Origin of the sequence: Sphingomonas panaciterrae, from assembly GCF_036890205.1 — a bacterium.
GTDB classification, from domain to species: Bacteria; Pseudomonadota; Alphaproteobacteria; order Sphingomonadales; family Sphingomonadaceae; genus Sphingomonas; species Sphingomonas panaciterrae.
On sequence record NZ_JAKNQR010000001.1, the window covers coordinates 1,217,382 to 1,241,123 of the forward strand.

General features: G+C 67.0%; 20 protein-coding genes. 10 read left to right on the forward strand and 10 right to left on the reverse strand.

Annotated features, from left to right (window positions below; genetic code table 11):
* Positions 1-14: 14 nt before the first annotated feature.
* From L8F96_RS05980 to rimP, 3 genes are read right to left on the reverse strand one after another with little or no spacing between them, the layout of a single operon-like run.
* Entirely contained in the window at positions 15-251 is a 237-nt protein-coding gene (locus L8F96_RS05980; protein ID WP_046407304.1) for a tautomerase family protein, read from the reverse strand.
* Positions 251-1,867, reverse strand: a complete 1,617-nt coding sequence (gene nusA / locus L8F96_RS05985; protein WP_136452158.1) for a transcription termination factor NusA — start codon at positions 1,865-1,867, stop codon at positions 251-253. The genes L8F96_RS05980 and nusA overlap by 1 nt, the downstream gene beginning before the upstream one ends.
* A complete protein-coding gene (rimP, locus tag L8F96_RS05990; RefSeq protein ID WP_136452159.1) occupies positions 1,867-2,418 on the reverse strand; it encodes a ribosome maturation protein RimP in 552 nt (183 codons plus the stop codon). The genes nusA and rimP overlap by 1 nt, the downstream gene beginning before the upstream one ends.
* Positions 2,419-2,654: 236 nt before the next feature.
* Here rimP and L8F96_RS05995 point away from each other — a divergent pair, with 236 nt between their 5' ends.
* Positions 2,655-2,798: a lmo0937 family membrane protein gene (locus L8F96_RS05995; RefSeq protein WP_125945859.1), complete on the forward strand. Its 144-nt coding sequence runs from the start codon at positions 2,655-2,657 to the stop codon at positions 2,796-2,798.
* A 49-nt stretch (positions 2,799-2,847) separates the two neighbouring features.
* Here the strand turns inward: L8F96_RS05995 and L8F96_RS06000 are convergent, their stop codons facing one another.
* The 3 genes from L8F96_RS06000 to L8F96_RS06010 all read right to left on the reverse strand — a co-directional run bounded on the left by L8F96_RS06000 (position 2,848) and on the right by L8F96_RS06010 (position 6,774).
* Positions 2,848-4,185, reverse strand: a complete 1,338-nt coding sequence (locus tag L8F96_RS06000) for a dihydrolipoamide acetyltransferase family protein (RefSeq protein WP_334655512.1) — start codon at positions 4,183-4,185, stop codon at positions 2,848-2,850.
* Positions 4,186-4,289: 104 nt separating this feature from the next.
* Entirely contained in the window at positions 4,290-5,294 is a 1,005-nt protein-coding gene (locus tag L8F96_RS06005) for an alpha-ketoacid dehydrogenase subunit beta (RefSeq protein WP_046407317.1), read from the reverse strand.
* 193 nt (positions 5,295-5,487) lie between these two features.
* Positions 5,488-6,774: a 3-methyl-2-oxobutanoate dehydrogenase (2-methylpropanoyl-transferring) subunit alpha gene (locus L8F96_RS06010; RefSeq protein ID WP_046407296.1), complete on the reverse strand. Its 1,287-nt coding sequence runs from the start codon at positions 6,772-6,774 to the stop codon at positions 5,488-5,490.
* A gap of 221 nt (positions 6,775-6,995) precedes the next feature.
* On the opposite strand from L8F96_RS06010, the gene L8F96_RS06015 reads away from it, so the two are divergent.
* The 5 genes from L8F96_RS06015 to L8F96_RS06035 all read left to right on the forward strand — a co-directional run bounded on the left by L8F96_RS06015 (position 6,996) and on the right by L8F96_RS06035 (position 15,414).
* Positions 6,996-7,751, forward strand: coding sequence for an ImuA family protein (locus L8F96_RS06015; RefSeq protein ID WP_241212641.1), 756 nt, complete (start codon positions 6,996-6,998; stop codon positions 7,749-7,751).
* Positions 7,660-9,879: a DUF6504 family protein gene (locus L8F96_RS06020; RefSeq protein ID WP_334655513.1), complete on the forward strand. Its 2,220-nt coding sequence runs from the start codon at positions 7,660-7,662 to the stop codon at positions 9,877-9,879. The genes L8F96_RS06015 and L8F96_RS06020 overlap by 92 nt, the downstream gene beginning before the upstream one ends.
* A gap of 15 nt (positions 9,880-9,894) precedes the next feature.
* Positions 9,895-13,167, forward strand: a complete 3,273-nt coding sequence (locus tag L8F96_RS06025) for an error-prone DNA polymerase (RefSeq protein ID WP_334655514.1) — start codon at positions 9,895-9,897, stop codon at positions 13,165-13,167.
* 70 nt (positions 13,168-13,237) lie between these two features.
* On the forward strand, positions 13,238-14,548 hold the full coding sequence (locus L8F96_RS06030) for a cytochrome P450 (protein WP_136452163.1): 1,311 nt from the start codon (positions 13,238-13,240) through the stop codon (positions 14,546-14,548).
* Positions 14,545-15,414 (forward strand): PaaI family thioesterase, encoded by an 870-nt coding sequence (locus L8F96_RS06035; RefSeq protein WP_334655515.1) that lies wholly within the window; start codon positions 14,545-14,547, stop codon positions 15,412-15,414. The genes L8F96_RS06030 and L8F96_RS06035 overlap by 4 nt, the downstream gene beginning before the upstream one ends.
* A 50-nt stretch (positions 15,415-15,464) precedes the next feature.
* On the opposite strand, the gene L8F96_RS06040 is transcribed toward L8F96_RS06035, so the two are convergent.
* Positions 15,465-16,466 carry a fumarylacetoacetate hydrolase family protein gene (locus L8F96_RS06040; RefSeq protein ID WP_145117938.1) on the reverse strand — a complete coding sequence of 334 codons (1,002 nt, stop codon included), beginning with the start codon at positions 16,464-16,466 and terminating at the stop codon, positions 15,465-15,467.
* Between the two features lie 152 nt (positions 16,467-16,618).
* Between L8F96_RS06040 and L8F96_RS06045 the strand changes: the two genes are divergently transcribed.
* On the forward strand, positions 16,619-17,773 hold the full coding sequence (locus tag L8F96_RS06045) for an acyl-CoA dehydrogenase family protein (RefSeq protein ID WP_046407286.1): 1,155 nt from the start codon (positions 16,619-16,621) through the stop codon (positions 17,771-17,773).
* 90 nt (positions 17,774-17,863) lie between these two features.
* Here the strand turns inward: L8F96_RS06045 and L8F96_RS06050 are convergent, their stop codons facing one another.
* Together L8F96_RS06050 and L8F96_RS06055 are read right to left on the reverse strand one after the other, a co-directional pair.
* Entirely contained in the window at positions 17,864-19,405 is a 1,542-nt protein-coding gene (locus L8F96_RS06050) for a methyl-accepting chemotaxis protein (protein ID WP_334655516.1), read from the reverse strand.
* Positions 19,402-19,722 carry a hypothetical protein gene (locus L8F96_RS06055; protein ID WP_334655517.1) on the reverse strand — a complete coding sequence of 107 codons (321 nt, stop codon included), beginning with the start codon at positions 19,720-19,722 and terminating at the stop codon, positions 19,402-19,404. The genes L8F96_RS06050 and L8F96_RS06055 overlap by 4 nt, the downstream gene beginning before the upstream one ends.
* Positions 19,723-19,991: 269 nt before the next feature.
* On the opposite strand from L8F96_RS06055, the gene L8F96_RS06060 reads away from it, so the two are divergent.
* On the forward strand, positions 19,992-21,377 hold the full coding sequence (locus tag L8F96_RS06060) for a DEAD/DEAH box helicase (RefSeq protein WP_046407281.1): 1,386 nt from the start codon (positions 19,992-19,994) through the stop codon (positions 21,375-21,377).
* Between the two features lie 77 nt (positions 21,378-21,454).
* Positions 21,455-21,715 (forward strand): hypothetical protein, encoded by a 261-nt coding sequence (locus L8F96_RS06065; RefSeq protein ID WP_046407280.1) that lies wholly within the window; start codon positions 21,455-21,457, stop codon positions 21,713-21,715.
* A 31-nt stretch (positions 21,716-21,746) separates the two neighbouring features.
* Here L8F96_RS06065 and L8F96_RS06070 read toward each other — a convergent pair whose 3' ends face one another.
* Positions 21,747-22,412, reverse strand: a complete 666-nt coding sequence (locus tag L8F96_RS06070) for a nitroreductase (protein ID WP_046407278.1) — start codon at positions 22,410-22,412, stop codon at positions 21,747-21,749.
* An 81-nt stretch (positions 22,413-22,493) separates the two neighbouring features.
* On the opposite strand from L8F96_RS06070, the gene L8F96_RS06075 reads away from it, so the two are divergent.
* A complete protein-coding gene (locus L8F96_RS06075) occupies positions 22,494-23,696 on the forward strand; it encodes an acetyl-CoA C-acetyltransferase (protein ID WP_334655518.1) in 1,203 nt (400 codons plus the stop codon).
* The last annotated feature ends 46 nt before the right edge of the window (positions 23,697-23,742 follow it).

Here is a 23,742-nt window from a genome sequence, read left to right on the forward strand (position 1 = left end):
GGATCGTTAGCCGATCATTGTGAGGGTTCCGCATGCGCGTCTCCCTCTTTCGGTGCGGCAGGCGAGTCGCGATCAACGATCAGCACGCCGCCGGCACCGTAATTCTCCGTCGAAACTTCCTCGATCACGATCTGGACCGCGGCCGGATTCTTGCCCAGCCGCGTGACCAGCGAGGACGTGACGTCAGCCACGATCCCCGCCTTCTGCTCCTTGGATGCGGAGCCTGCCAGTCTGATCGACACGAACGGCATCAGGCCTCCGACTCCTCCGTCGCAACATCGGCCGCCGCGGCCTCCTCATCATCGAACCAATGCGCACGGGCAGCCATGATGATCTCATTGCCCTGCTCTTCGGTCAGGCCATATTCGCCCAGCACACCGCCCTTGTGCTCGGGACGGCGCGGTGCGTCCTCGTTGCGGCGGCGCGGCTCGGCACGCTTCTTCTCGATCAGTTCGTCGGTGGCGAGGTCGGCAACATCGTCCAGCGTCTTGATCCCGGCCTTGCCCAGCGTGACCAGCATCGCTTCGGTCAGGTGCGGCAGCTGCGCCACCGCATCCTCCACGCCCAGCGCCTGGCGCGCTTCGCGATTGGCCTGCTCGCGGCGCTCGATCGCCTCGGCCGCACGGCTCTGCAGCTCCTGCGCCAGATCCTCGTCGAACCCTTCGATCGCCGCCAGCTCGTCCAGCTCGACATAGGCGACCTCTTCCAGCTCGGTGAAGCCTTCGGCCACCAGCAGCTGGGCCAGCGTCTCGTCGACGTCCAGCTCGTTCTGGAACGCTTCCGACCGGCTGACGAATTCCTGCTGACGCTTCTCCGACGAATCGGTCTCGGTCATGATGTCGATCGCCTTGGCGGTCAGCTGCGACGCCAGGCGCACGTTCTGACCGCGACGCCCGATGGCAAGGCTCAGCTGGTCGTCGGGAACGACCACCTCGATCCGCTCCTCTTCCTCGTCGATGATCACGCGGCTGACGTTCGCCGGCTGCAGCGCGTTAACGACGAAGGTCGCGATGTCCGGCGACCACGGGATGATGTCGATCTTCTCGCCCTGCATTTCCTGCACGACGGCCTGAACGCGGCTACCCTTCATGCCGACGCATGCGCCGACCGGATCGATCGACGAATCGTGGCTGATGACGCCGATCTTCGCGCGGCTGCCCGGGTCGCGGGCGGCAGCCTTGATCTCGATGATGCCGTCGTAGATCTCCGGCACTTCCTGCGCGAACAGCTTCTTCATGAAGTCCGGATGTGCGCGCGAGAGGAAGATTTGCGGCCCGCGGTTCTCGCGCACCACCTTCAGGATCAGCGACCGGATACGGTCGTTCACACGCACCACTTCGCGCGGGATCTGCTGGTCGCGGCGGATGACGCCCTCGGCGCGGCCCAGGTCGACGACGATGTGGCCGAACTCGACGCGCTTCACGACGCCGGTGATGATCTCGCCGGCGCGGTCCTTGAATTCCTCATACTGGCGCTCGCGCTCGGCATCGCGAACCTTCTGGAAGATCGTCTGCTTGGCAGCCTGCGCCTGGATGCGGCCGAATTCGATCGGCGGCAGCGGATCGACCAGGAAGTCGCCGACGGTCGCGCCCTTCTGCAGCTTCTGCGCGCCATTGACGTCGACCTGCTTGTAGATGTCGTCGACCTGCTCGACCACTTCGACGACACGCCACAGGCGAAGGTCACCGTTATTGGGGTCCAGCTTTGCGCGGATGTCCATTTCCTGGCCGTAGCGGGTACGCGCCGCACGCTGGATCGCATCCTCCATCGCCTCGATGACGATCGCCTTGTCGATCATCTTCTCGCTGGCGACGCTGTTGGCGATCGCGATCAGTTCCGCACGGTTCGCGGTGACGCCGGTAGCCATTACTCGGTTTCCTCTGCTTCGATTTCTTCTTCTTCCGCGCCCTCGACGGAGAGCGGGACGGTTGCAGCGATCAATTTGTCGGTCAGCACCAGCTTCGCGTCAGTGATCCGCGCGAAGGGAACGTTGGCCACCGAGCCGGTACGATTGCGGATGGTGATTTCCTCACCCTCGACGCCGACGATCTCGCCGCGGAACTGCTTTTGCCCGTCGAGCGGCGCGTCCAGCGTCAGCTTCGCCTCATGTCCGGCCCAGTCGGTGTAATCCGACAGGCGCGTCAGCGGGCGATCGATGCCGGGGCTCGACACTTCCAGGCGATAGGCGCCCTCGATCGGGTCACGCCCTTCCTCTTCCAGCGCGTCGAGCACGTCGGAGATCCGGCGCGACAGGTCGGCGCAATCGTCGATCGTCAGCTGCCGCGTGTCGGGCCGCTCCGCCATCACCTGCAGCGTGCGTTCGTCACCCTTGCCGAACAGCGCGACACGCACGAGGTCGAACCCGAGTGCCTTGGCCTCGGTCTCGATCATCTGGGTCAGTGCGGCCAAATCCGCCATCGGGTCTCCACATACACACAGGTTGTTGCCGCCGCGGAGCCCTGCCCCGCGACCCCTTGCATCTGGCGATGTAAGAGAAAGCACGGTCAATATAGATCGGGATGCGATGAGGGGCAATCCCCCCCTGCCCTTCCCTGATCAGTCGCGCCGGCAATGTTTCAAAATGTTGCCAAGAAGGTCGGAACGGGCCGCCCGCGGCATCGTTCACCATATATCACTTGGGAAAGGAACGCGCTTTGCTCTGGACGATCGTTGTCATCCTGCTGGTCCTATGGCTCCTCGGCTTCAGCCTGCATGTCGCTGGCGGCCTGATCCACATCCTGCTGGTGATCGCGCTGATCGTCGGGCTGGTGCAGCTCTTCACCGGCCGCCGCGTCTAGATCCGGTGGCATCACCCCGGGATCCGTCCCGGGGTGACGCGTCCCCGCCTCAGTCGGCGAACAACATCACCGGCGTCTCGAGCAGCTTCTTGACCGCCTGGACATAGCTTGCCGCATCCCAGCCATCGACGACGCGATGGTCGCAGCTGATCGACAGGTTCATCAGCTTGGCGCGGACGATGTCGTCGCCCCCAAAACCATTAGGGCGGAATACAGGCCGCTCGACGATCTTGTTCGGCCCGATGATCGCCACTTCCGGCCGGTTGATCACCGGAGTCGTCGCAATCCCGCCCAGCGGCCCCAGCGAGGTGACGGTGATCGTCCCGCCGCCCAGTTCCTCCGGCTTCAGCTTCTGCGTGCGCGCCGCTTCCGCGAGACGCCCGATCTCGGTTGCCAGCTGCCAGACATTCTTGTCCTGCGCATCGCGGATCACCGGCACGGTGAGGCCAGCATCGGTCTGCGCCGCCATGCCCAGGTGCACCCGGCCCGACCGAGTCACCACGCCCGCCTCGTCATCGTAGCGCGCGTTGAGCATCGGGAACTGCGGCAAGGTGCGGCAGATCGCGACGATCAGGAACGGCAGCATGGTCAGCTTCGGCCGCCCGCCACGATTGTCGTTCAGGTCGGCGCGCATCTCCTCCAGCGCGGTCACGTCGATTTCGTCGACATAGGTGAAGTGCGGGATGTTGCGCTTCGACGCGGCCATGTTCTCGGCGATGCGGCGACGCATCCCGATCACCTTGACCTGCTCGTCCTCGCGCGCGCGGCTGGCATGCGGCGCATGATAGCCCTGCCCACCGGCATAGCGCAGATAGGCGTCCAGGTCGGCGTGGCGGATGCGGTCACCCTCCGACACCTTCACCTGCGAGAGGTCGACGCCCAGATCCTTCGCCCGCGCGCGCACCGCCGGGGAGGCCAGAACAGGAGCCGCCGACGCCGCGGCAGGCGCCACCTCGGCAACCGGCGCAGCAGCCACCGATGCAGCCGGAGCCGGAGCCGGAGCCGGAGCCGGAGTGGCCGGCGCCGCTTCCACCACGTCCTCGACGCCGGGATTCTCCGCCTCGAATGCCGCGGCTTCGTGCGCGCCGCCCAGCTTCTGCTCGACCTCCGCCGCGGTCTCGCCCTCCGGCTCGACCGACGCATCGGCGTCGGTTTCGATCACCACCAGCATCGCGCCGATCGCGATCTGGTCGCCGACCTCCCCGGCCAGTTCGACCACCACGCCCGACACCGGCGATTCCATCTCGACCGTCGCCTTGTCGGTCATCATGTCGGCGATATTCTGGTCTTCCTCGATCCGGTCGCCCACCGCGACATGCCAGCCGACGATCTCCGCCTCGGCAATGCCTTCGCCGATATCGGGCAGCTTAAAGGTGAAACGCGCCATAGCCTGATCCAAATCCGTTCGTGTCGAGCGAAGTCGAGACACTGTCTCGCGAAGCCCCGCCCCTCGACTTCGCGCGGGACGGACGGGGCGGGTGGGACTGGGTGTCAGTCCTTCATGATCTTCTTCAGCGCCATGCCGATGCGCACGGGGCCGGGGAAATACGCCCATTCCAGGCTGTGCGGATACGGCGTGTCGAACCCGGTCACGCGCTCCACCGGCGCCTCCAGGTGATAGAAACACCGCTCCTGCACCAGCGCCGACAGCTCCGCGCCGAACCCGCCGGTGCGCGTCGCCTCATGGACGATCAGGCAGCGCCCGGTCTTCTTCACGCTCTCCTCGATCGTCTCGATGTCGAGCGGCACCAGCGTGCGCAGGTCGATGATCTCGGCGTCAATACCGGTATCCTCGACCACTTGGGCACAGACGTGAACCATGGTGCCATAGGCCAGCATCGTCACCGCCTGGCCCTCGCGCACGACCGCCGCCTTGCCCAGCGGGATCTTGTAATAGCCGGTCGGCACCTCGCCTGCGGGATGCTTGGACCAGTTCGCCGCCGGGCGATCCCAATGGCCGTTGAACGGGCCGTTGTAGATTCGCTTGGGCTCGAAGAAGATGACCGGATCATTGTCCTCGATCGCGGAGATCAGCAGCCCCTTGGCGTCATAGGGCGTCGACGGAATCACCGTCTTCAGGCCGGAGACGTGGGTGAAGATCCCCTCCGGGCTCTGCGAATGGGTCTGCCCGCCGAAAATGCCGCCGCCGAACGGCGAGCGCACCGTGATCGGCGCGGTGAATTCCCCGTCCGAGCGATAGCGCAGCCGTGCCGCCTCGCTCACCAATTGGTCGAGCGCGGGGTAGATGTAATCGGCAAACTGGATCTCGGGCACCGGGCGCAGCCCGTACGCGCCCATGCCGATCGCGACGCCGATGATGCCGATCTCGGTGATCGGCGTGTCGAACACGCGCGTCTTGCCATATTTCGCCTGCAGGCCGGCCGTCGCGCGGAACACGCCGCCGAAATAGCCCACGTCCTCGCCCATCACCACGACGTCGGGGTCGCGCGCCATCAACACGTCCATGGCGGAATTGATCGCCTGGATCATGTTCATGCGCTGGGTGGCGCCGGCGGCGTCAGTCTCCACCGCCGTATTTTCCGCGTTCGTCTCGATCACGTCACTCACCAGGCCAACTCCGTCATCCCAGCGCAGGCGGGGATCCATAAACGCATCATGTCGAAAGAGCCGCCGGGGGCGCGGCCGTGGCTGTTCGCCGTCGGGGCGGCGGCACTCACCGTCGCAGCGCTCACTTCTTGCGCGCCCACGGTCGCCCGCTTTCCTCTTCCTCGGCGATCATCTGCGCCTGCTGTTCGCGCAGATGCCACGGCATCTCCTCGAACACGCCGTCGAACAGCGTGTCGAGCGGCTGGTGCAGGCCATGGCCAAGGATGCCGTTCTTCTCGGCTTCCTTCTGCGCGGCCTTCACCTCGTTGGCGACTTCCTTGTCCATCGCCGCCTGGCGCTCCTCGTCCCATTCGCCGATGGTGATCAGGTGATCCTTCAGCCGGCGGATCGGGTCGCCCAGCGGCCATGCGGTCGGCTCGCCCGCGCTGCGATATTGCGACGGGTCGTCGGACGTGGAATGCCCTTCGGCGCGATAGGTGAAATGCTCGATCAGCGTGGGGCCCTGGTTGGTCCGCGCACGCTCCGCCGCCCACTGCGTGGCGGCATAGACCGCCAGCGCGTCATTGCCGTCGACCCGCAGGCCAGCGATGCCATAGCCAACCGCGCGCGCGGCAAAGGTCGTCGCCTCCGCGCCGGCAAAGCCGGAAAAGCTCGAAATCGCCCATTGGTTGTTGACGACGTTGAAGATCACCGGTGCGCGATAGACGGTGGCAAAGGTCAACGCGGAGTGGAAGTCGCCCTCCGCGGTCGATCCCTCGCCGCACCAGGTGGCGGCAATGCGCGTGTCGCCCTTCGATGCGGACGCCATCGCCCAGCCCACCGCCTGCGGATATTGCGTCGTGAGGTTGCCGGAGATCGAGAAGAAGCTGAAGCGCTTCTCCGAATACATGATCGGCAGCTGCTTGCCCTGCAGCTTGTCACCCGCATTCGAATAGATCTGGTTCATCATGTCGACCAGCGGGCACCCGCGCGCGATCAGCAGGCCCTGCTGGCGATAGGACGGAAAGCACATGTCGTCGGCGTCGAGCGCATAGGCCTGCGGCACGGCCACCGCCTCCTCGCCCAGCGACTTCATGTAGAAGCTCGTCTTGCCCTGCCGCTGCGCGCGGAACATGCGTTCGTCGAACGCGCGCACCGTCGCCATATGGCGCAGCATGCGGCGCAGCGTATCGGGCGACAGCTTGGGATCCCACGGGCCGACCGCGCGATTGTCGTCATCGAGCACGCGGACCATCGTATAGACGAGGTCGGTGAACCCGCGCGCGTCCTCGGCAGTGTCCGGGCGGCGCACCGATCCCGCGGCGGGGATCTCCACATCCGAAAAATCGACCGTGTCGCCGGGGCGGAACTTGGGCTCGGGCACATGCAGCGCGAGCGGGGGCAGATTGCTGCGGGCGGCGTCCGCCATAGTTTCTCCGGTTACTTGTTGCACCGGACAACGCGCCGGTGAGCAGATCGAATCCTTGTTATAAAATTTCAACGCACAGCGCCAGCGTCTGCGATGCAAGGAAATGTGACACGACCTTTTCGTCCGCCGAAACCGCCATGGATCATGGTTTCGAGTCGCACGATTGACTCCGCCGGTTGTAGGAACAAAAGAGGAACGTGAGTTTTGAGTGAGTCGTGCCCGTGCCATCCCCTGCCACCATTGCCGAGCTGAGAGAAACGCTCCGCGCCATTGAGGGCGACGGCCATCGCCGGCGCGAGACGCTGCCCTTCGGCGTGGCGGATATGGATTCGCGGCTCGCCGACGGCGGGCTGCGGCTCGATGGGCTGCACGAGGTCGCGGCGAAGGGCGCCGACATGTGCGATGATTCGGCCGCCACCTTGTTCATGGCGGGGATTGCCGCGCGCGCCTGGGGTCCGATCCTGTGGGTCGTGCGCCGGCGCGATCTGTTCGCCCCCGGCCTCTACCAGGCGGGCCTCTCCCCCGAACGCGTCCTTTATGCCGAGGCGCGCGACGATGCCGAAGTGCTCGCGCTGATGGAGGAAGGGCTGCGCCACCGCGGTCTTGGCGCGGTGATCGGCGAGGTGAAGCGCGCTGCCATGCCTGCCACCCGCCGGCTGCAACTCGCCGCCGAAGGGGGCCGCACGATCGCGCTCCTCCTGCGCCGCCATGCGCGCGAGGATGCCGATCCGCTGGCCCCGCCCTCCGCGGCGCTCACCCGCTGGCGGATCGCTTCCGCCCCCTCCGTTCCCCTGCGCTGCGGCAGCATGGGCCGCCCGCGCTGGGCCGTCTCGCTGGTGCGGCAACGCGGCGGCGACCCTTTCGACACTTTGCTGGAGGCCTGCGATGACACGGGTCGTCTCGCTCTACCTGCCGCACTGGGCGATCGATCGCGTGCGCCGGGCCGAGCGTCGCCGCGCACCAACGCCGCGGCCTGAACCGGGCAATTCGCTCGATTCAGGGCCGCTCGATCTCGCGCCGCTAACGGCGGCGGTGGCCGAGGAACAGGTGCTGCAATGCGACGCGCCGAAGAACACCGGCTGGCGCCCCGGCGCGCGCTGGGCGCGCAGCGATGCGTCTGCGCCTGTTGAGAAGCGCTGGTCGCAATCGACGCGCGCCGATGTCGCACGCCAGGTGGAGGCGATGCCCGCGCATCAGCGCCCGCCAATGCGCGAAATGGGCCGCCGCAGCGAGGCCGCCGACCATCCCTTCCGCGCCATGCCGCCGGACGAAGGCGCGCGCCCCGTGCCCACGACGCTACCCGTGCGTCCCGATCCGGAGGACGTGCCCAACACCCGCTGGCGCGGCTTCGACGGCCTCGATCCCAACGCCGACGACCGCGCCGCCGCCGCGCTCGCACGGTGGAACGCCATGCCCAGCGTCCGCTACCCCGGCGAGGGACCCCACCCCGACAAATACGCCCGCTGCGGCTCCAATGATGCCGGCGCGCGGGTCCCCGGCGTCGCACCCTTTTTCGACACCGGCCGCACCCTCGCCAACACCGTCGCCCGCGCCAGCAATCTCCAACATCCCGCCCCCAAACCTCACAAGCGCAATGTTCGAGAACTTCCGCCGCCCTTGATCACCGTCCACAAGATCGGCAGCCGCATCGAAATCGCCGCCGCCTCGCCCGAGGCACGCGCCCTCGGCCTCACGCCGGGCATGGCGCTGACTCAGGCGCGCGCCGCCGTCCCAGACATCGACGTGCGTGATGCGGATGCCGCCGGCGACCTCGCCGATCTGCACCGCCTCGCCACTGCGCTCGCCCGTCGCTGGTGCCCGGTGGTCGCACTGTCAGACAGCGATGGCCTGTTCCTGGAGATCAGCGGCACCGCGCACCTCCACGGTGGCGAGGAAGCGATGGCGCGCCGCCTGCTGCGCCTGCTCGCCCGGCTCGGCATCACCGCGCAGCTGGCGATCGCCGACACCGCGGGCGCCGCCTGGGCCTTCGCCCGTCAGGCTGCGCCCGCTGCGATCACCCCCCCCGGCGCGCATGTCGCCGCGCTCGTCCCGCTGCCGGTCACCGCGCTCCGCCTCGCCGATGGCGCGCGCGAATTGCTCGCCCGGCTCGGCGTGGAGACGATCGGCGAGCTCATGGCGATGCCCCGCGCCCCGCTCGTCCGCCGCTTCGGCAAGACGATCGCGCAGCGGCTCGACCAGGCGACCGGCGCCCTGCCCGAACCGCTCGATCCGATCATCCCGGTGCAGCCGATCGCCGTCACCCGCCGCTTCGCCGAACCGATCGCCACCGCCGATACGATCGGCCATTGGCTCGCCGGCCTCGTTGATGATCTGGCGGCAGCGCTGGCCAACGCAGGGGTCGGCGCCCGCGCGCTCGCCTTCGTCGCCGCGCGTGTCGATTCGACCGATCAGGTGATCCGCATCGGTCTCGCGCGCGCCAGCCGCGAACCGTCGCACCTGCTGCGTCTCATCGCCCGCCGGATCGAGGAAATCGACGTCGGCTACGGCCTCGACGCGCTGACGCTTCACCTCGTCCGCGCCGACCCGCTCGGTCCCGAAACGCTGGGCGCGGCGCTTGCCGAACAGCAGGCGCCCGATCTTGCCCCTTTGGTCGACACGCTCGCCAACCGCATCGGCCCGACGCGTTTGTGGCGGCACCAGCCGATCGAAAGCGACGTCCCCGAACGCTCGGTCGCCCCGCTGCCGCCCCTCGATCCCCCCGCCACCGCCGCCACCCGCCTGAAGCGCGACGATGTGCGCCAGCTCGACGGCCGCACGCCCGATCACCCCTGGCACCCGCGCTGGCCGCGCCCCGCACGATTGCTGCGCCGTCCCGAGCCGATCGACCACGTCATGGCCGAAATGCCCGATCATGCGCCGCGCCGCTTCACCTGGCGCGGCCGCCCGCACCGAGTCACCCATTCCGACGGGCCGGAGCGGATCACCGGCGAATGGTGGCGGCGCCGGGGCGAACGCGACGGGGTGCGCGATTATTTCCGCGTCGAGGACGAACAGGGCCACCGCTTCTGGCTGTTCCGCCGCGGTGATGGCGAGCGCGCGGAAACGGGCGATCTCAGCTGGTACATCCATGGCACCTTTGCATGATCCGCATGGTGCCGCGTGACCTACAGCGAGCTTCAGGTCACGACCCACTTCTCGTTCCTGCGCGGCGCGTCCTCCTGCGAGGAGCTGTTCGCCACCGCCGCACTGATGGGGATGCCGGCGCTCGGCATCACCGATCGCAACTCGGTCGCCGGCGTGGTCCGCGCGCTCTATGCGTGCGAGCAGCTGAAGGCGAAGCACGGCCTCCTCATCCGCTCCATCCCCGGCTGCCGGCTCGATCTGGTCACCGGCGAATCCCTCCTCGTCTGGCCGGAGGATCGCGCCGCCTGGAGCCGGCTCACCCTCCTCCTCACGCTCGGCAAGTCGCGCGCTGACGCGCGGCGCGGCGAGAAAGGCCAATGCTTCCTCCACTGGGAGGATGTCGCCGCGCATGGGGACGGCCTCGTCGCCGCGCTGGTGCCGGGGCGCAGTGGCGCGGCGCCGACCGCGCTGGCCGCCACTACCGACATCTTCGGCCGGCGCGGCCACCTCTGCCTCACCCCCTGGCGCCGCCCGGGCGAACGGCGGCGCTTTGCCGAGACCGCGCAGGCCGCCGCCGCCTACGGCCTCACCCCGCTCGCCACCGGCGACGTGCTGTACCACAAGCCCGATCGCCGGATGTTGCAGGACGTCGTCACCGCGATCCGCGAGAAATGCACGGTCGACGAGCTCGGTTTCCGCCGCGAACGCCATGCCGATCGCCATCTCCAGCCGCCCGACGAAATGGCGCGCCGCTTCGCCGCTTACCCCGATGCGCTCGCCGCGGTGGAGGCGATCGTCGAACGCTGCACCTTCTCGCTGCGCGACCTCGACTATCAATATCCCGACGAGATCATCATGTCCGGCCGCACCGCGCAGGAGGCGCTGGAACGCCTGTCGCGCAACGCACTCGCCGATCGCTTCGATGGCGCGCCGCCGGAGCCCTATACCCGGCAGCTCGAACACGAACTCTCGCTCGTCGCGAAGATGGGCTACGCGCCTTATTTCCTCACCGTAAACTCGATCGTCAGCTACGCCCGCTCGATCGAGATCCTGTGCCAGGGCCGCGGCTCGGCGGCCAATTCGGTCATCTGCTTCGTCCTCGGCATCACCTCGATCGATCCGGTCAAGCACCAGCTCCTCTTCGAACGCTTCGTCTCGGAGGAACGCCGCGAACCGCCCGATATCGACATCGATTTCGAGCATGAGCGGCGCGAGGAAGTGATCCAGTGGATCTACGAAACCTATGGCCGGGATCATGCCGCGCTGACCGCGGTGGTCAGCCGCTTCCGCACCCGCGGCGCGATCCGCGAAGTGGGCAAGGTGCTCGGCCTGCCCGAGGACATGACCTCCGCGCTCGCCGGCCAGGTGTGGGGCTGGTCGAACGAGGGCGTTCCCGACAGCCACGTACAGGCGCTTAACCTGGACGCCGGCGAACCACGCCTCGCGCTCGCGCTTGAGCTCGCCAAGGAGCTGATCGGCACGCCCCGCCATTTGTCGCAGCACCCCGGCGGCTTCGTCCTGACGCGCGATCCGCTCCACGATCTTGTCCCGATCGAGCCGGCCGCGATGGTCGATCGCCACGTCATCGAATGGGAAAAGGAGGATATCGAGCATCTTGGCTTCATGAAGGTCGATATCCTCGGCCTCGGCATGCTCGGCTGCATGCGGCGCGGGTTCGATCTGCTGGGTCAGCACAAGGGGATCGCGATGACGATGGCGAGCGAGCCCTTGCAGGACGATGATGAACCGACGTTCGAGATGATCCGCCGGGCCGATACGCTCGGCGTCTTCCAGATCGAGAGCCGCGCGCAGATGAGCATGTTGCCGCGGATGAAGCCGAGGAATTTCTACGACATCGCCATCCAGGTCGCGATCGTCCGTCCCGGCCCGATCCAGGGCGACATGGTGCATCCGTATCTGAAGCGCCGAGAGGGCAAGGAGCTGGTCGAATATCCCAATGATGCCTTGAAAGCGGTGTTGCAGAAGACGCTTGGCGTGCCGCTATTCCAGGAACAGGCGATGCAGGTCGCGATCATCGGTGCCGGCTTTACCCCGGGTGAGGCGGACTTGCTGCGCCGCGCGATGGCGACATTCAAGATGACCGGCGGCGTGGGCGAGTTTCGCGAAAAGCTGATCGCCGGCATGCGCACCAACGGCATCTCGCAGGCCTTTGCCGAACGGCTGGTGAAGCAGATCGAGGGGTTCGGCAGCTACGGCTTCCCCGAAAGCCACGCGGCCAGCTTCGCCAAGATCGCCTACGCCTCGTCATGGATGAAATGCCATCATCCCGACGTGTTCTGCGCAGCATTGCTCAATGCCCAGCCGATGGGATTCTACGCCCCGGCACAGATCGTCCGCGATGCCCGCGCGCATGGCGTCGAGATCCTGCCGGTGTGCATCATGGCCAGCGAGTGGGACACGGCGCTGCTGGAGGATCGCAGGGCGCAAAAGCCGCTCCGCCTCGGCCTGCGCATCGTCCACGGCCTTTCCGCCGCCGATGCCGGCAAGATCATCACCGCCCGTGCTGCCCGCCCCTTCACCTCGGTCGAGGATGTATGGCGCCGCTCGGGCGTACCGCTCGCCGCGCTGGAGAAACTCGCCAAGGCGGATGCCTTTGCCGGCATGGGGCTCGACCGGCGACAGGCGCTGTGGGCGATCCGCGGCCTCGGCGACACCCCGCTCCCTTTGCTCGCCGCCATCGAGACGAAGGAGGATCCTGTCCACCTGCGCGCGCTCACTGCGGGCCGCGAAGTCGTGGAGGATTATCGCGCCACCCAGCTGACGCTGCGCCAGCACCCGCTCACCTTCCTGCGCGATCGCCTGCGTGAACGCCGCTGCGTCTGCTGTGAAGAATTGAAAACCATCAAGGAAGGCACGCTGGTCGACGTCGCCGGCATCATCCTCGTCCGCCAGCGGCCGGGCAGCGCGAAGGGCGTGCTGTTCATCACCATCGAGGACGAGACCGGCGTCGCCAACGGCATCCTTTGGCCCGACCGGTTCGAGGCGCAGCGCCGCACCGTCATGTCCTCCGCGATGGTCAGCATCCGCGGCCGCGTGCAAAAGGAAGGGATCGTGATCCATGTCGTCGCCGATCTGATCACCGATCTTACCTGGATGCTGCGCAAAGTGGGGGAGATCGACCTACCCTCTCTCGTGGCCCGCGGCGATGGCGCGACCCACCCCGGCGCGCCCGATCGCGGCGACGCCGGGTGGAAGCCGCGCAACCGCACCGACTATCATTACAGAGACGGGCACTATCGGGACTGGCCGGAGGACGTGATTCCGATCCGCAGCCACGACTTCCATTGATCTTGGTAAAGCGATCGGCTTAGGCTTGCCCCCAGCCGGCGACCGACCGGCGATGGATAGGAGAGACCGCATGGCCACCGCCGCCCTCAGCCGCGAGCCCCAGATCGGCGTGACCGCGCACGTCCCGCTGCCGACCGACAAGGCCGCGTTCGACGCCGCGATCGTCGATCCCGACAGCTACGCCAACGAGGAACGCTACCATGCGATCTTCAAATATCTGCGCGAGGAAGCCCCGGTCTATTGGTGCGAACCGGAAGGCTATCGCCCGTTCTGGACGGTGTCTCGCCACGCCGACATCCGCCGCGTCGAACTCGACAACGAAACCTTCCTCAACGATCCGCGCCTGACGCTCGCCACCATCGCAGATGAGGAGCGCATCATGGCGCTGACCGGCGGCAACAAGCTGACGCGCAACCTCGTCAGCATGGACAATCCCGACCACAAGCACTTCCGCGCCATGACACAGGGCTATTTCTCGCCCAAGCACATGAAGCAGCTGGAAGAGGATATCCGCGCCCTCGCCCGCGACAGCGTGGAGCATATGGCCGCGCTCGGCGATCGATGCGATTTCGCCGCGGAAGTCGCGATCTGGTTTCCCTTGCGCGTCATCATGCTGACGCTGGGCGCCCCGCGCGAGGACGAACAGTTCCTGATGAAGATTACGCAGGAAGTGTTCGGCGCGCAGGATTTCGATCACATGCGCCCCGAGGAGATGGGCGGGCTGTTCGCCACCATCGCCGAATTCAACGCCTGGTGCGATCGAATCACCGCCGACCGCAAGGCCAACCCCCGCGAAGACGTCTCCACCATCATCGCCAATGCGACGCTCACCGATGGCTCGCCGATGGGGAATATGGAGGCGATGAGCTACTACCTCATCATCGCCGCTGCAGGGCATGACACGACCAGCTCTTCCACTTCCGCGGGGCTGCTGGAACTAATCCGTAACCCCGCGGAAATGCAGAAGCTGCGCGACGATCCCTCCCTGCTGCCCAACGCGGTCGAGGAGATGATCCGCTGGGCAAGCCCGGTGAAACATTTCTTCCGCACCGCCGCCAAGGATGCCGAGGTCGGCGGCGTGCCGATCAAGGCCGGCGACGGCCTCGTCATGGCTTATCCGTCGGCCAACCGCGACACCGCCGTCTTCGACGATCCCTTCACCTTCCGGGTTGACCGCGCGAACGTGCGGCAGCACCTGGCGTTCGGCTATGGCCCGCACCTGTGCCTGGGCCAGCACCTCGCCAAGCTGGAGATGCGTATCCTGTTCGAAGAACTCCTCGCCCGCTTCGATGATTTCGAGCTTGCCGGCGACCCGTCCTGGACCCGCGCCAGCTTCGTCAGCGGCATGAAACACCTTCCCATACGGTACCGCGCCAAGTGAGCCGACACGACCCCGAGAAACTTTACCCCGGCTTTCCGGGGACCGAGCCGAACCAGCACCTGCGCACCATTCCGGCCTGTGCCGCGCTTGGCATGTGGCAACACGCCACCGTGGGCGAGCCGGTGTCGACGTCGCTCGACGCCGCTCTGCCGGCGGCGTTCGATCCCGACGGGCGCGTCTCGCGCGGCGCCGCGCTGGTGCTGGCCGATCAGGCGACCGCCGGCGGCGTCTTCACCACGCTGTCACGCCCCACGCCGATGATGACGCTGGACCTTCGCGTCGACTGGTTCGGCCCGCTCCCCGCCGCCGCCATCAGCTGCGTCATCGACGAAGTGACCCGCGAGGGCGATCTCGCCTTGTCGCGCGGCCGATTGGTTGCCGAAGGCAGGCCGATCGGTGCCGCCGTCGCGCGCTATCTGATCGGGTCGATGCCCGGCGGCACGCCTGGCCGGATGGATGAACGGCACGACGTGCTGCCGCCATCGCCCGCGCCCTGCTTCGCCGATTATCTCGGTGCAGAGGCGACGCCCGATGGCCTGGTCATGCAGCCGCGGGTCGAACATGTCGGCGCGCCGCTGCCCGCCTATCATGGCGGCGTCATCGCCGGCCTGCTCGAACATGCCGGCGTGTCGTCGGTCGATGCAGCGTTCCGCCCGCTCGATATCGAAATCCGCTTTCTCGCGCCGGCGCTCGCCACGCTGCCGCTGATCGCGCGGGTCGTGCCCCGCCGCATCGGCCGCCGCGCGATCACCCTCGATCTGGAGGCGCATCAGGGCGATCCCAACCGCCCCGTCGCAATCGGGCGGATGCTGGCGATCACCGATCCTGCCGGCGATCCCGTCCGCCACGATCTGCCGCGCGGCTGACGCGGCGCGACCAGCATGGGGTGGGTCCTCCCCGCCCCATGCCGGATCGATCAACCCACCGTCTGTTCGATCACGCCGAAGATCGGATGATGCCGGTCATCCTCGGCCCAGATGCGGACGGTATCGCCCTTCTTCAGGAACGGCGTCACCGGCTTGCCACCCGCGATCGTCTCGATCGTGCGCACCTCCGCGATGCAGGAATACCCGACCCCGCCCTGCGCGATCGGCTTGCCCGGCCCGCCATCGGCATCTCGGTTCGATACCGTACCCGACCCTACGATCGTCCCCGCCCCGAGCGCGCGGGTCTTCGCCGCATGCGCGATCAGCGTGCCGAAATCGAACGTCATGTCCTCACCCGCCTCGGCGCGCCCGAACGGCTCACCGTTCAGGTCGACCATCAGCTTGCGATGCAGCTTGCCGTCCTGCCACCAGTCGCCCAGCGCGTCCGGCGTCACGAACACGGGCGAGAAGGCCGACGCCGGCTTCGACTGGAAGAAGCCGAAACCCTTGGCCAGCTCACCCGGGATCAGGTTGCGCAGCGACACGTCATTGGTCAGCCCGACGAGCCGCACCGCCGCCAGCGCCTCCTCACGGCTCGCCCCCATCGGCACGTCGCCGGTGACCACGACCACTTCGGCCTCCAGGTCGCAGCCCCAGCTTTCGTCCCCCAGCGGGATCGCGTCACGCGGGCCAAGGAAGCCGTCGGACCCGCCCTGATACATCAGCGGATCGTGCCAGAACGTCTCCGGCATCTCCGCCCCGCGCGCCTGCCGCACCAAAGCGACATGGTTCACATAGGCGGAGCCATCCGCCCATTGATACGCGCGCGGCAGCGGCGATGCCGCCTCATGCTCGTGAAAACGCAGTCGCGGGATCACTTCATGCTCAAGATCGGTCGCGAGGTTCTGCAGGTCCGGCAACAGCCGGTCCCAATCGTCCAGCGCCGCCTGCAGCGTCGGCGCAATGTGGCCGGCATCGGCGCACCAGGCGAGATCGTTCGATACCACGACGAGCTTGCCGTCACGGCCATGCTTCAGACTCGCTAGTTTCATCCGTCACCTCTCTTTCAGCCCTCCGGCATAGGCGCGCGCGGACGGCCAAGTCGAGAGCGGTCCCCTACGCGATATCACCATAACAAAAGTTACTTGACCGTTCAGGCGGGGCTGGCGACAAGCGGCGCTGTAATTTTCCGGAGAGGTTTCGAATGTCGCTCGACCAGATTGCGGGCCGTTTCGCGTATAACGAGGATCATGAGGCGTTCCGTCAGACGGTGCGCAGCTTCCTCGCCAAGGAAGGCGTGCCGAACGCGGACCAGTGGGAAAAGGATCGCCTCGTTCCCAAGAGCTTCTGGCAGAAGGCTGGCGAGGTCGGGATGCTCTGCCCGACCGTGCCGGAGGCCTATGGCGGCCTCGGCCTCGACTTTGGCTACAATGCCATCGTCGACGAGGAAATGGCCTATTCGGGCGTCCCCGCCGGCTTCTCGCTCCAGTCGGACATCGTCGCCGGCTATATGGAGACCTACGGCTCCGAGGAGCAGAAGAAGGAATGGCTGCCGAAGATGGTGTCGGGCGACGTGATCACCGCGATCGCGATGACCGAACCGGGCACCGGCAGCGACCTTCAGTCGATCCGCACCACCGCGAAGAAGGACGGCAATCACTACGTCATCAACGGCTCGAAGACGTACATCACCAACGGTCAGAACACCGACCTGACGCTGGTCGTGGCCAAGACCGATCCGGACGCGCAGCCGGCCTACAAGGGCATGTCGATCATCCTGGTCGAGAGCGACCGGGAGGGCTTCAGCAAGGGCCGCAAGCTCGACAAGATCGGTCAGGACGCGGCCGACACCTCTGAATTGTTCTTCGAGGACGTGCGCGTGCCGATCACCAACTGCCTTGGCGAAGAGGGCATGGGCTTCATCTACCTGATGAGCCAGCTGCCGCAGGAGCGTCTGTCGATCGCGGTCAGCACCATGGCCTCCTCGCAGAAGGCGTTCGACGACACGGTCGCCTTCGTGAAAGAGCGCCGCGCGTTCAAGGGCGTGGTGTTCGACTTCCAGAACACCAAGTTCGTCCTCGCGGACCTCAAGGCGAAGCTTCAGGTCGGCTGGGCGCACCTCGACTGGGCGATCGCACGCCATCTGAAGGGCGAACTGACCAACGAGGAAGGCGCAGCCGCCAAGCTGTGGCACACCGACCTCCAGTGGGAGGTCATGGACAAGTGCCTCCAGCTGCACGGCGGCGCTGGCTATATGAACGAATATCCGATCGCCCGCATGTGGCGCGGCGCGCGGGTCAGCCGGATCTACGGCGGCACGAACGAGATCATGAAGGAAGTGATCAGCCGCAAGCTCTGAGCCCGGCCGGTTAGCCGACACACAGCACGCCCCGCGCGCCATCCGGCGGGCGGGGCGTCGTGTATCAGACGGCGGTTGAAGGAGTGATCCTCAGGCCGCGACCGCGCGTTCGCCGGTGCGCAGTTGCTCCACGAACCCATCAGTGCTTCGCCGCAGCCGCCGTGCCTGGTCGGACAGGGCGCCGGCCGCCTCGCGCACCTGCTGCGACAGGACGTCCGCCTCGTTGGCGGCCTCCGCGACCTGCGCGATCCGCTGCTCGATCATGTCCACACCGCGTGCTGCCTCGTGCGCGGTACGCTCGATCTGCCCCGCGACGCCGCGCTGACCGGACACGGCGCCCTTGATAGCATCGGCCGCGGCAGCCACCCGGCACACCGCGTCCGCCGCGCCCACGATGCTGGCCTCGGTCGAATCCACGCCGTGCCGCACGCTGCCGATCAGCGACACTATCTTCTCGCTGGCCCGCGCCGTTCCCCCGGCGAGTTGCTTCACCTCGCCCGCCACCACGGCGAAGCCACGTCCCGCGTCCCCGGCGCGCGCGGCCTCGATCGTGGCGTTCAGCGCGAGCAGGTTGGTACGCGTGGCGATCTCGTGGATCTCGCCTACCAGGCCATTGATGTCGCCGGCACGTGCGGCGAGATCCAGTACCGCCGCCTTGCCCTGTTCGGCATTGCGTTGAACGTCGCCGGTCAGCGTCGCCTGGGCATGCGCGCTCTCGGCAATTTCGCCGATCGAATCGGTCAGTCGGTGGACGGCATCGGCCACGTCCTGTGTCGCGCCGGCCGCCTGATGGGCACCTACGGCCACTTCGCTCGCTTGCCGCCCGGCCTCCGCCGCGATCCGGGTCAGCGTCGCGGCCGACCCTTCCAGCGTTGCCGAGGCACCCTCGATCGCCACCGCCACGCCCGCCACCGACCGCTCGAAGTCGTCGGCCAGCGCCATCAGCGCGCTCCGCCTTTCGCTCTCCAGCCGCGCTTCGGCCGCTTCTCGCCGCTGGCGCTCCGATTGTGACCGCTCGTCGGCCGCTTGCGCCGCCGCCAGCGCCGCAACCGCCCGGCCGCGCTCCACCTCGGCAAGCGCCAGCAGCCGCTCGCCCTCTTGGCGCGCCACGTCCTGCGCCACGATGAGGATGCGCAGCCGGGTGGTCAGATAGGTCAGCGCCGCAAACTCCAGCACCACCGCCAGCGCATGGAACAGCACGCGGTCCAGCGCGCCGCCATTTTCGAACACCCAGTTCGGCAGCACGTAGGACAGCACCAGATGGTGAAGCGCGATCAGGATTGCCGCCAGCGCCAGCGGCCACCAGTCACACAGCACCGCGATCATCGCCAGCGCGACAAAAAAGTACATGTGCCCATCCATCTGCCAGGCCGAACCCGCCAGCAGATAGACGTAGATCGCCGGCATCGCCGCGGCGAGCACGCCGCAGCTCATCCGTGCGGCCAGATCATGCCGGCCACGCACCGCCAGAGCGGTCGGTATGATGTTCACCATCGCCGCCGCGGCGATTGCGAGCCCGGTTCCCGGCGCGTTCATCGCCGCGCCCCAGATCAGCAGCAGCGGTAGGCACAACCATCCCACCGCCGCGATGACGCGGATCCCGCGCATGCGCAGATTGTCTAGCGAGCTCATGAGGCACGCCCCCCGCAGATCAGCGACGGCGCCGCGATCGTCACTATTCCCGCCCGAAGGAGCGGCCAGAAGAGCGCGTCGCGCTCCCCCCGAACCACCATGCCGCCGCCGGGCCCCGCCGCCACCAGCCGCGCATCCTGCGCCAGCGCGAGGCGGGCGGTTGGTGCGTCTGGCCACAGCGGAATCAGCAGCATGTCGCCGCGCAGCGGGGGCGCCAGCGCCAGTACCGCCAGCGCGCCAGCGGCAATCGCGACCTGCCCGATGACAAGGCCAAGCCCGCGCGCGATCAGCGTATGCCGGAGAAAAACAGAACCCATACGGCTGCCTTTGGCCTGACGAGGGTTAGGACCAGGTAAAGCATGGCCGCGGGCCGTGGAGCGTTGGCCACTACCCGCGCCTCCTTGACTTTCTCGCGCAGGATCTGCATTTCAGCGTGATCGAGACGTTTGCAGCGTGATCGGGCTTCGTGCCCAGGCTCCGTCTCGGTCGATTGAACCGGCTTCCCAAGTCACGCGGGGTGTCTATTTTCCCCCGTTCCTGCACGTCCCATGACGTTGCGGGCTGCGACTATTTATAGGTTTATTGCATGTCATTTTCCGATCTCGGCCTCGCCGAGCCGCTTGTCCGCGCGCTTGAAGCAAAGGGCTATGAGACGCCCACGCCGATCCAGCGTGATGCCATCCCGACGGTACTCACCGGCCGCGACCTCCTGGGCATCGCCCAGACAGGTACCGGCAAGACGGCAGCGTTCGTCCTCCCCTCGATCCAGCGACTGCTCGGCAGCGAGAAGCGCGTTCTGCCGACGCATGTGCGCATGCTGGTCCTCGCCCCGACCCGTGAGCTGGCCAGCCAGATCGCGGACAATGCGAAGCTCTACGCGCGCCATTCGCGCCTGACCGTCGCCACGGTGTTCGGCGGCACCAGCATCAACAAGAACCGGCAGGACCTGTCGCGCGGCGTCGACATCCTCGTCGCCACGCCCGGGCGCTTGCTCGATCTGGTCGAGCAGGGCTTCTGCAACCTCACGATGCTCGAGATCCTGGTGCTGGACGAGGCCGACCAGATGCTCGACCTCGGCTTCATCCATGCGCTGAAGAAGATCGTGAAGATGGTGCCGCGTCGCCGTCAGACCCTGTTCTTCTCCGCCACGATGCCGACCTCGATCCGCGACCTGGCGGACAAGTTCCTGAATGATCCGGAAACCGTCTCGGTCGTCCCTGCCTCGACCACGGCGGAGCGGGTCGAGCAGCAGGTGGTGCTGGTCAATCAGACCGAAAAGCAGGCGCTGCTGACGATCCTGATTCAGGAAGAGAAGATCGACCGCGCACTGGTCTTCACCCGCACGAAGCATGGCGCCGACCGCGTCGTGAAGCTGCTGGCTGGCAACGGCATCGCGTCCAACGCGATCCACGGCAACAAGAGCCAGCCGCAGCGCGAGCGCGCGCTTGCCGCGTTCAAGAGCGGCGAAGTGCCGATCCTGGTCGCGACCGACATCGCGGCGCGCGGCATCGACATTTCGGGTGTCAGCCACGTGTTCAACTTCGAACTGCCGAACGTGCCGGAGCAATATGTGCACCGCATTGGCCGCACCGCGCGCGCCGGCGCCAGCGGCATCGCCATTTCCTTCTGCGCCGACGACGAGCGGCCGTATCTGAAGGACATCGAGAAGCTGACCCGCCAGAAGGTGCCGCATCGCGCCCTGCCGGCCGATTTCCTGAAGCGCGCCGACGCGCTGAAGGCGGCGCGCGTCAAGGCGATCGGTGCCGATCCGGCGCCGCGTGAGGATCGTCCGCGCGGGCCCCGCCCGCCGGCACGCCCCAAGGCGAGCCATGCGCCGACGGCAACCCGTGACTATGCCAATGCCAGCCGCCGTGGCGGACCTGGTGGCCATGGCAGCGGACAGGGCGGTGGTCGCGGACGCGGCGGTCGCGGCCGTGGGCGCGGCGGCGCACGCACTGCCGCTCAGGCCTGACCTCACGCCAATTGCGCGCGGCCGTGCAACCCGGCCGCGCGTGATCGGTTGCCTCTCCTGAAGAAGGAGACGGCCCCATGGATATCGCGACTGGCCCGGTTCTGGAGCGCATTGCGCGCGTACTGGCCGGCGAGCGGCTCAGCGTAAATGCGCACGGGGATCAGGAATCCGCCGGCGATGCGGTGGATGCCGCCTGGCGCGATTATCGCGAGGAAGCGATGGCCGTCCTCCACACGCTGCGCGCGCCCAGCAAGGCGATGGCCGCCGCCGGCGACCCCGCCGTGTGGGAACGGATGATCCTGGCCGCCATCGAGGAATCGCAGCCAGAGGGCGCCTGAGCACAGGCCGCCCCCCGGCGACACGTTCGGTTCAGGCCAGAACCGTGAGCCATTCCTCTTCCGGCGCGCGCGGGCTGCGCGTGCGGTTGGCCGGTTCCTCCGCATCCTCATAGCCGATCGCGACACCGCAGAAGAGCATCCGCTCTGGCGGCGTGCCGAGGAACGTTTCGACCGTGCTGGGATAGACCGCCCAGCATTCCTGCGGGCAGGTCGCCAACCCTTTCTCCACCGCCAGCAGCATCAGATTCTGCAGGTACATGCCAAGGTCGGCCCATTGCGGCGGCCCCATGCGGCGGTCGACCGTCACGAAGAAGGCGGCCGGCGCGCCGAAGAACTGGAAATTTCGCGCGAACCACTGCGCACGCGCGCGCTTGTCCTCGCGCGGGATGCCGAGGTGCCCGTACATGATTTCGCCGATCTGGAACGTGCGCGCCTTCGTGGCGTCGGTCATTTCACGCGGATAGATGTCATAGCCTGGCGTCTCGGTCTCGCGCCGCTCGATCTTGCCGCGCATGATCTCCTTCAGCTCGGCCATCTTCTCCCCGGTCACGATGTCGATGTGCCAAGGCTGAATATTCCCGCCCGTCGCCGCGCGCGCCGACGTCAGCGCCAGATCCTTCAGCACGTCCAGCGGCACCTCCTTGTCCAGGAATCCGCGGACCGAACGCCGCTCCCTTACTGCGTCGGATACGTTCATTCGCCTCTCCACCTCTTGCCGTGCGCGTTAAATCGCGGCACATGAGCGGCTGGGATAACATCTGTTATGGAGAGTCGGAAGATGGCCGAGGCGTATATCGTCGAAGCGGTGCGGACGGCTGGTGGACGACGCGGCGGAAAGCTCGCGGGGGTTCATCCGGTCGATCTGGCAGCACAGGTTCTGGACGCGGTAATCGAGCGTTCGGGCATTCCGGGCAACGCTGTCGAAGACGTCATCATGGGTTGCGTCAGCCAGGGCGGCGAGCAGGCCGGTCAGGTGGGGCGCAATGCGGTGCTCGCCTCCAAGAAGCTGGCGCAGTCGACGCCGGCCGTCACGATCGATCGCCAGTGCGGCTCGTCGCAGCAGTCGATCCAGTTTGCGGCGCAGGCCGTGATGTCGGGGACGCAGGACGTGGTGATCGCGGCGGGCATCGAAAGCATGTCGCGCGTGCCGATGGGCTCGACCTACAAGCTGTTCTACGACGCCGGCCTCGGCAAGAACAAGTCGCCGGGCCTGGAGGAGAAGTTCCCGGGCATCAACTTCAACCAGTTCGCTGGGGCGGAGATGATCGCCAAGAAGTACGGCTACACCCGCGAGCAGCTCGACGAATATTCGTTGAACTCGCACCGCAAGGCGGTGGCCGCGACGCAGGGCGGCAAGTTCAAGGACGAGATCGTCCCGATCGAGATCGAGACGCCCGAGGGCAAGGAAGTGCACACCTCTGACGAGGGCATCCGCTATGACGCCTCTGCCGAGGGCATGGCCGGCGTGAAGAAGCTGTCGGAAGAGGGCGTGCTGACCGCCGCCTCGTCGAGCCAGATCTGCGACGGCGCCAGCGCGGTGCTGATCGTCAGCGAGGAAGCACTCAAGAAGTACAACCTCAAGCCGCTGGCGAAGATCGTCAACCTGACGGTGACCGCGGGCGACCCGGTGATCATGCTCGAAGAGCCGCTGTTCGCGACCGACAAAGCGCTCAAGAAGGCCGGCCTGTCGATCGACGACATCGACCTGTACGAAGTGAACGAAGCGTTCGCCTCGGTCCCGGTCGCCTGGCTCGAGCATACCAAGGCGGATCCGAACAAGCTGAACGTCAACGGCGGCGCGATCGCGCTCGGCCACCCGCTCGGCGCGTCGGGCACGAAGCTGATGGCGACGCTGGTCCACGAACTGCGCCGTCGCGGCGGCCGCTACGGCCTGCAGACGATGTGCGAAGGCGGCGGTGTCGCCAACGTCACGATCATCGAAAATTGCGACTGGCAGGGCGAGGCGAAGGCCGCAGCCTGAACCTGTTGCCGTGATTAAATGGCCCGTTCCCCGCACAAGCGGGGGA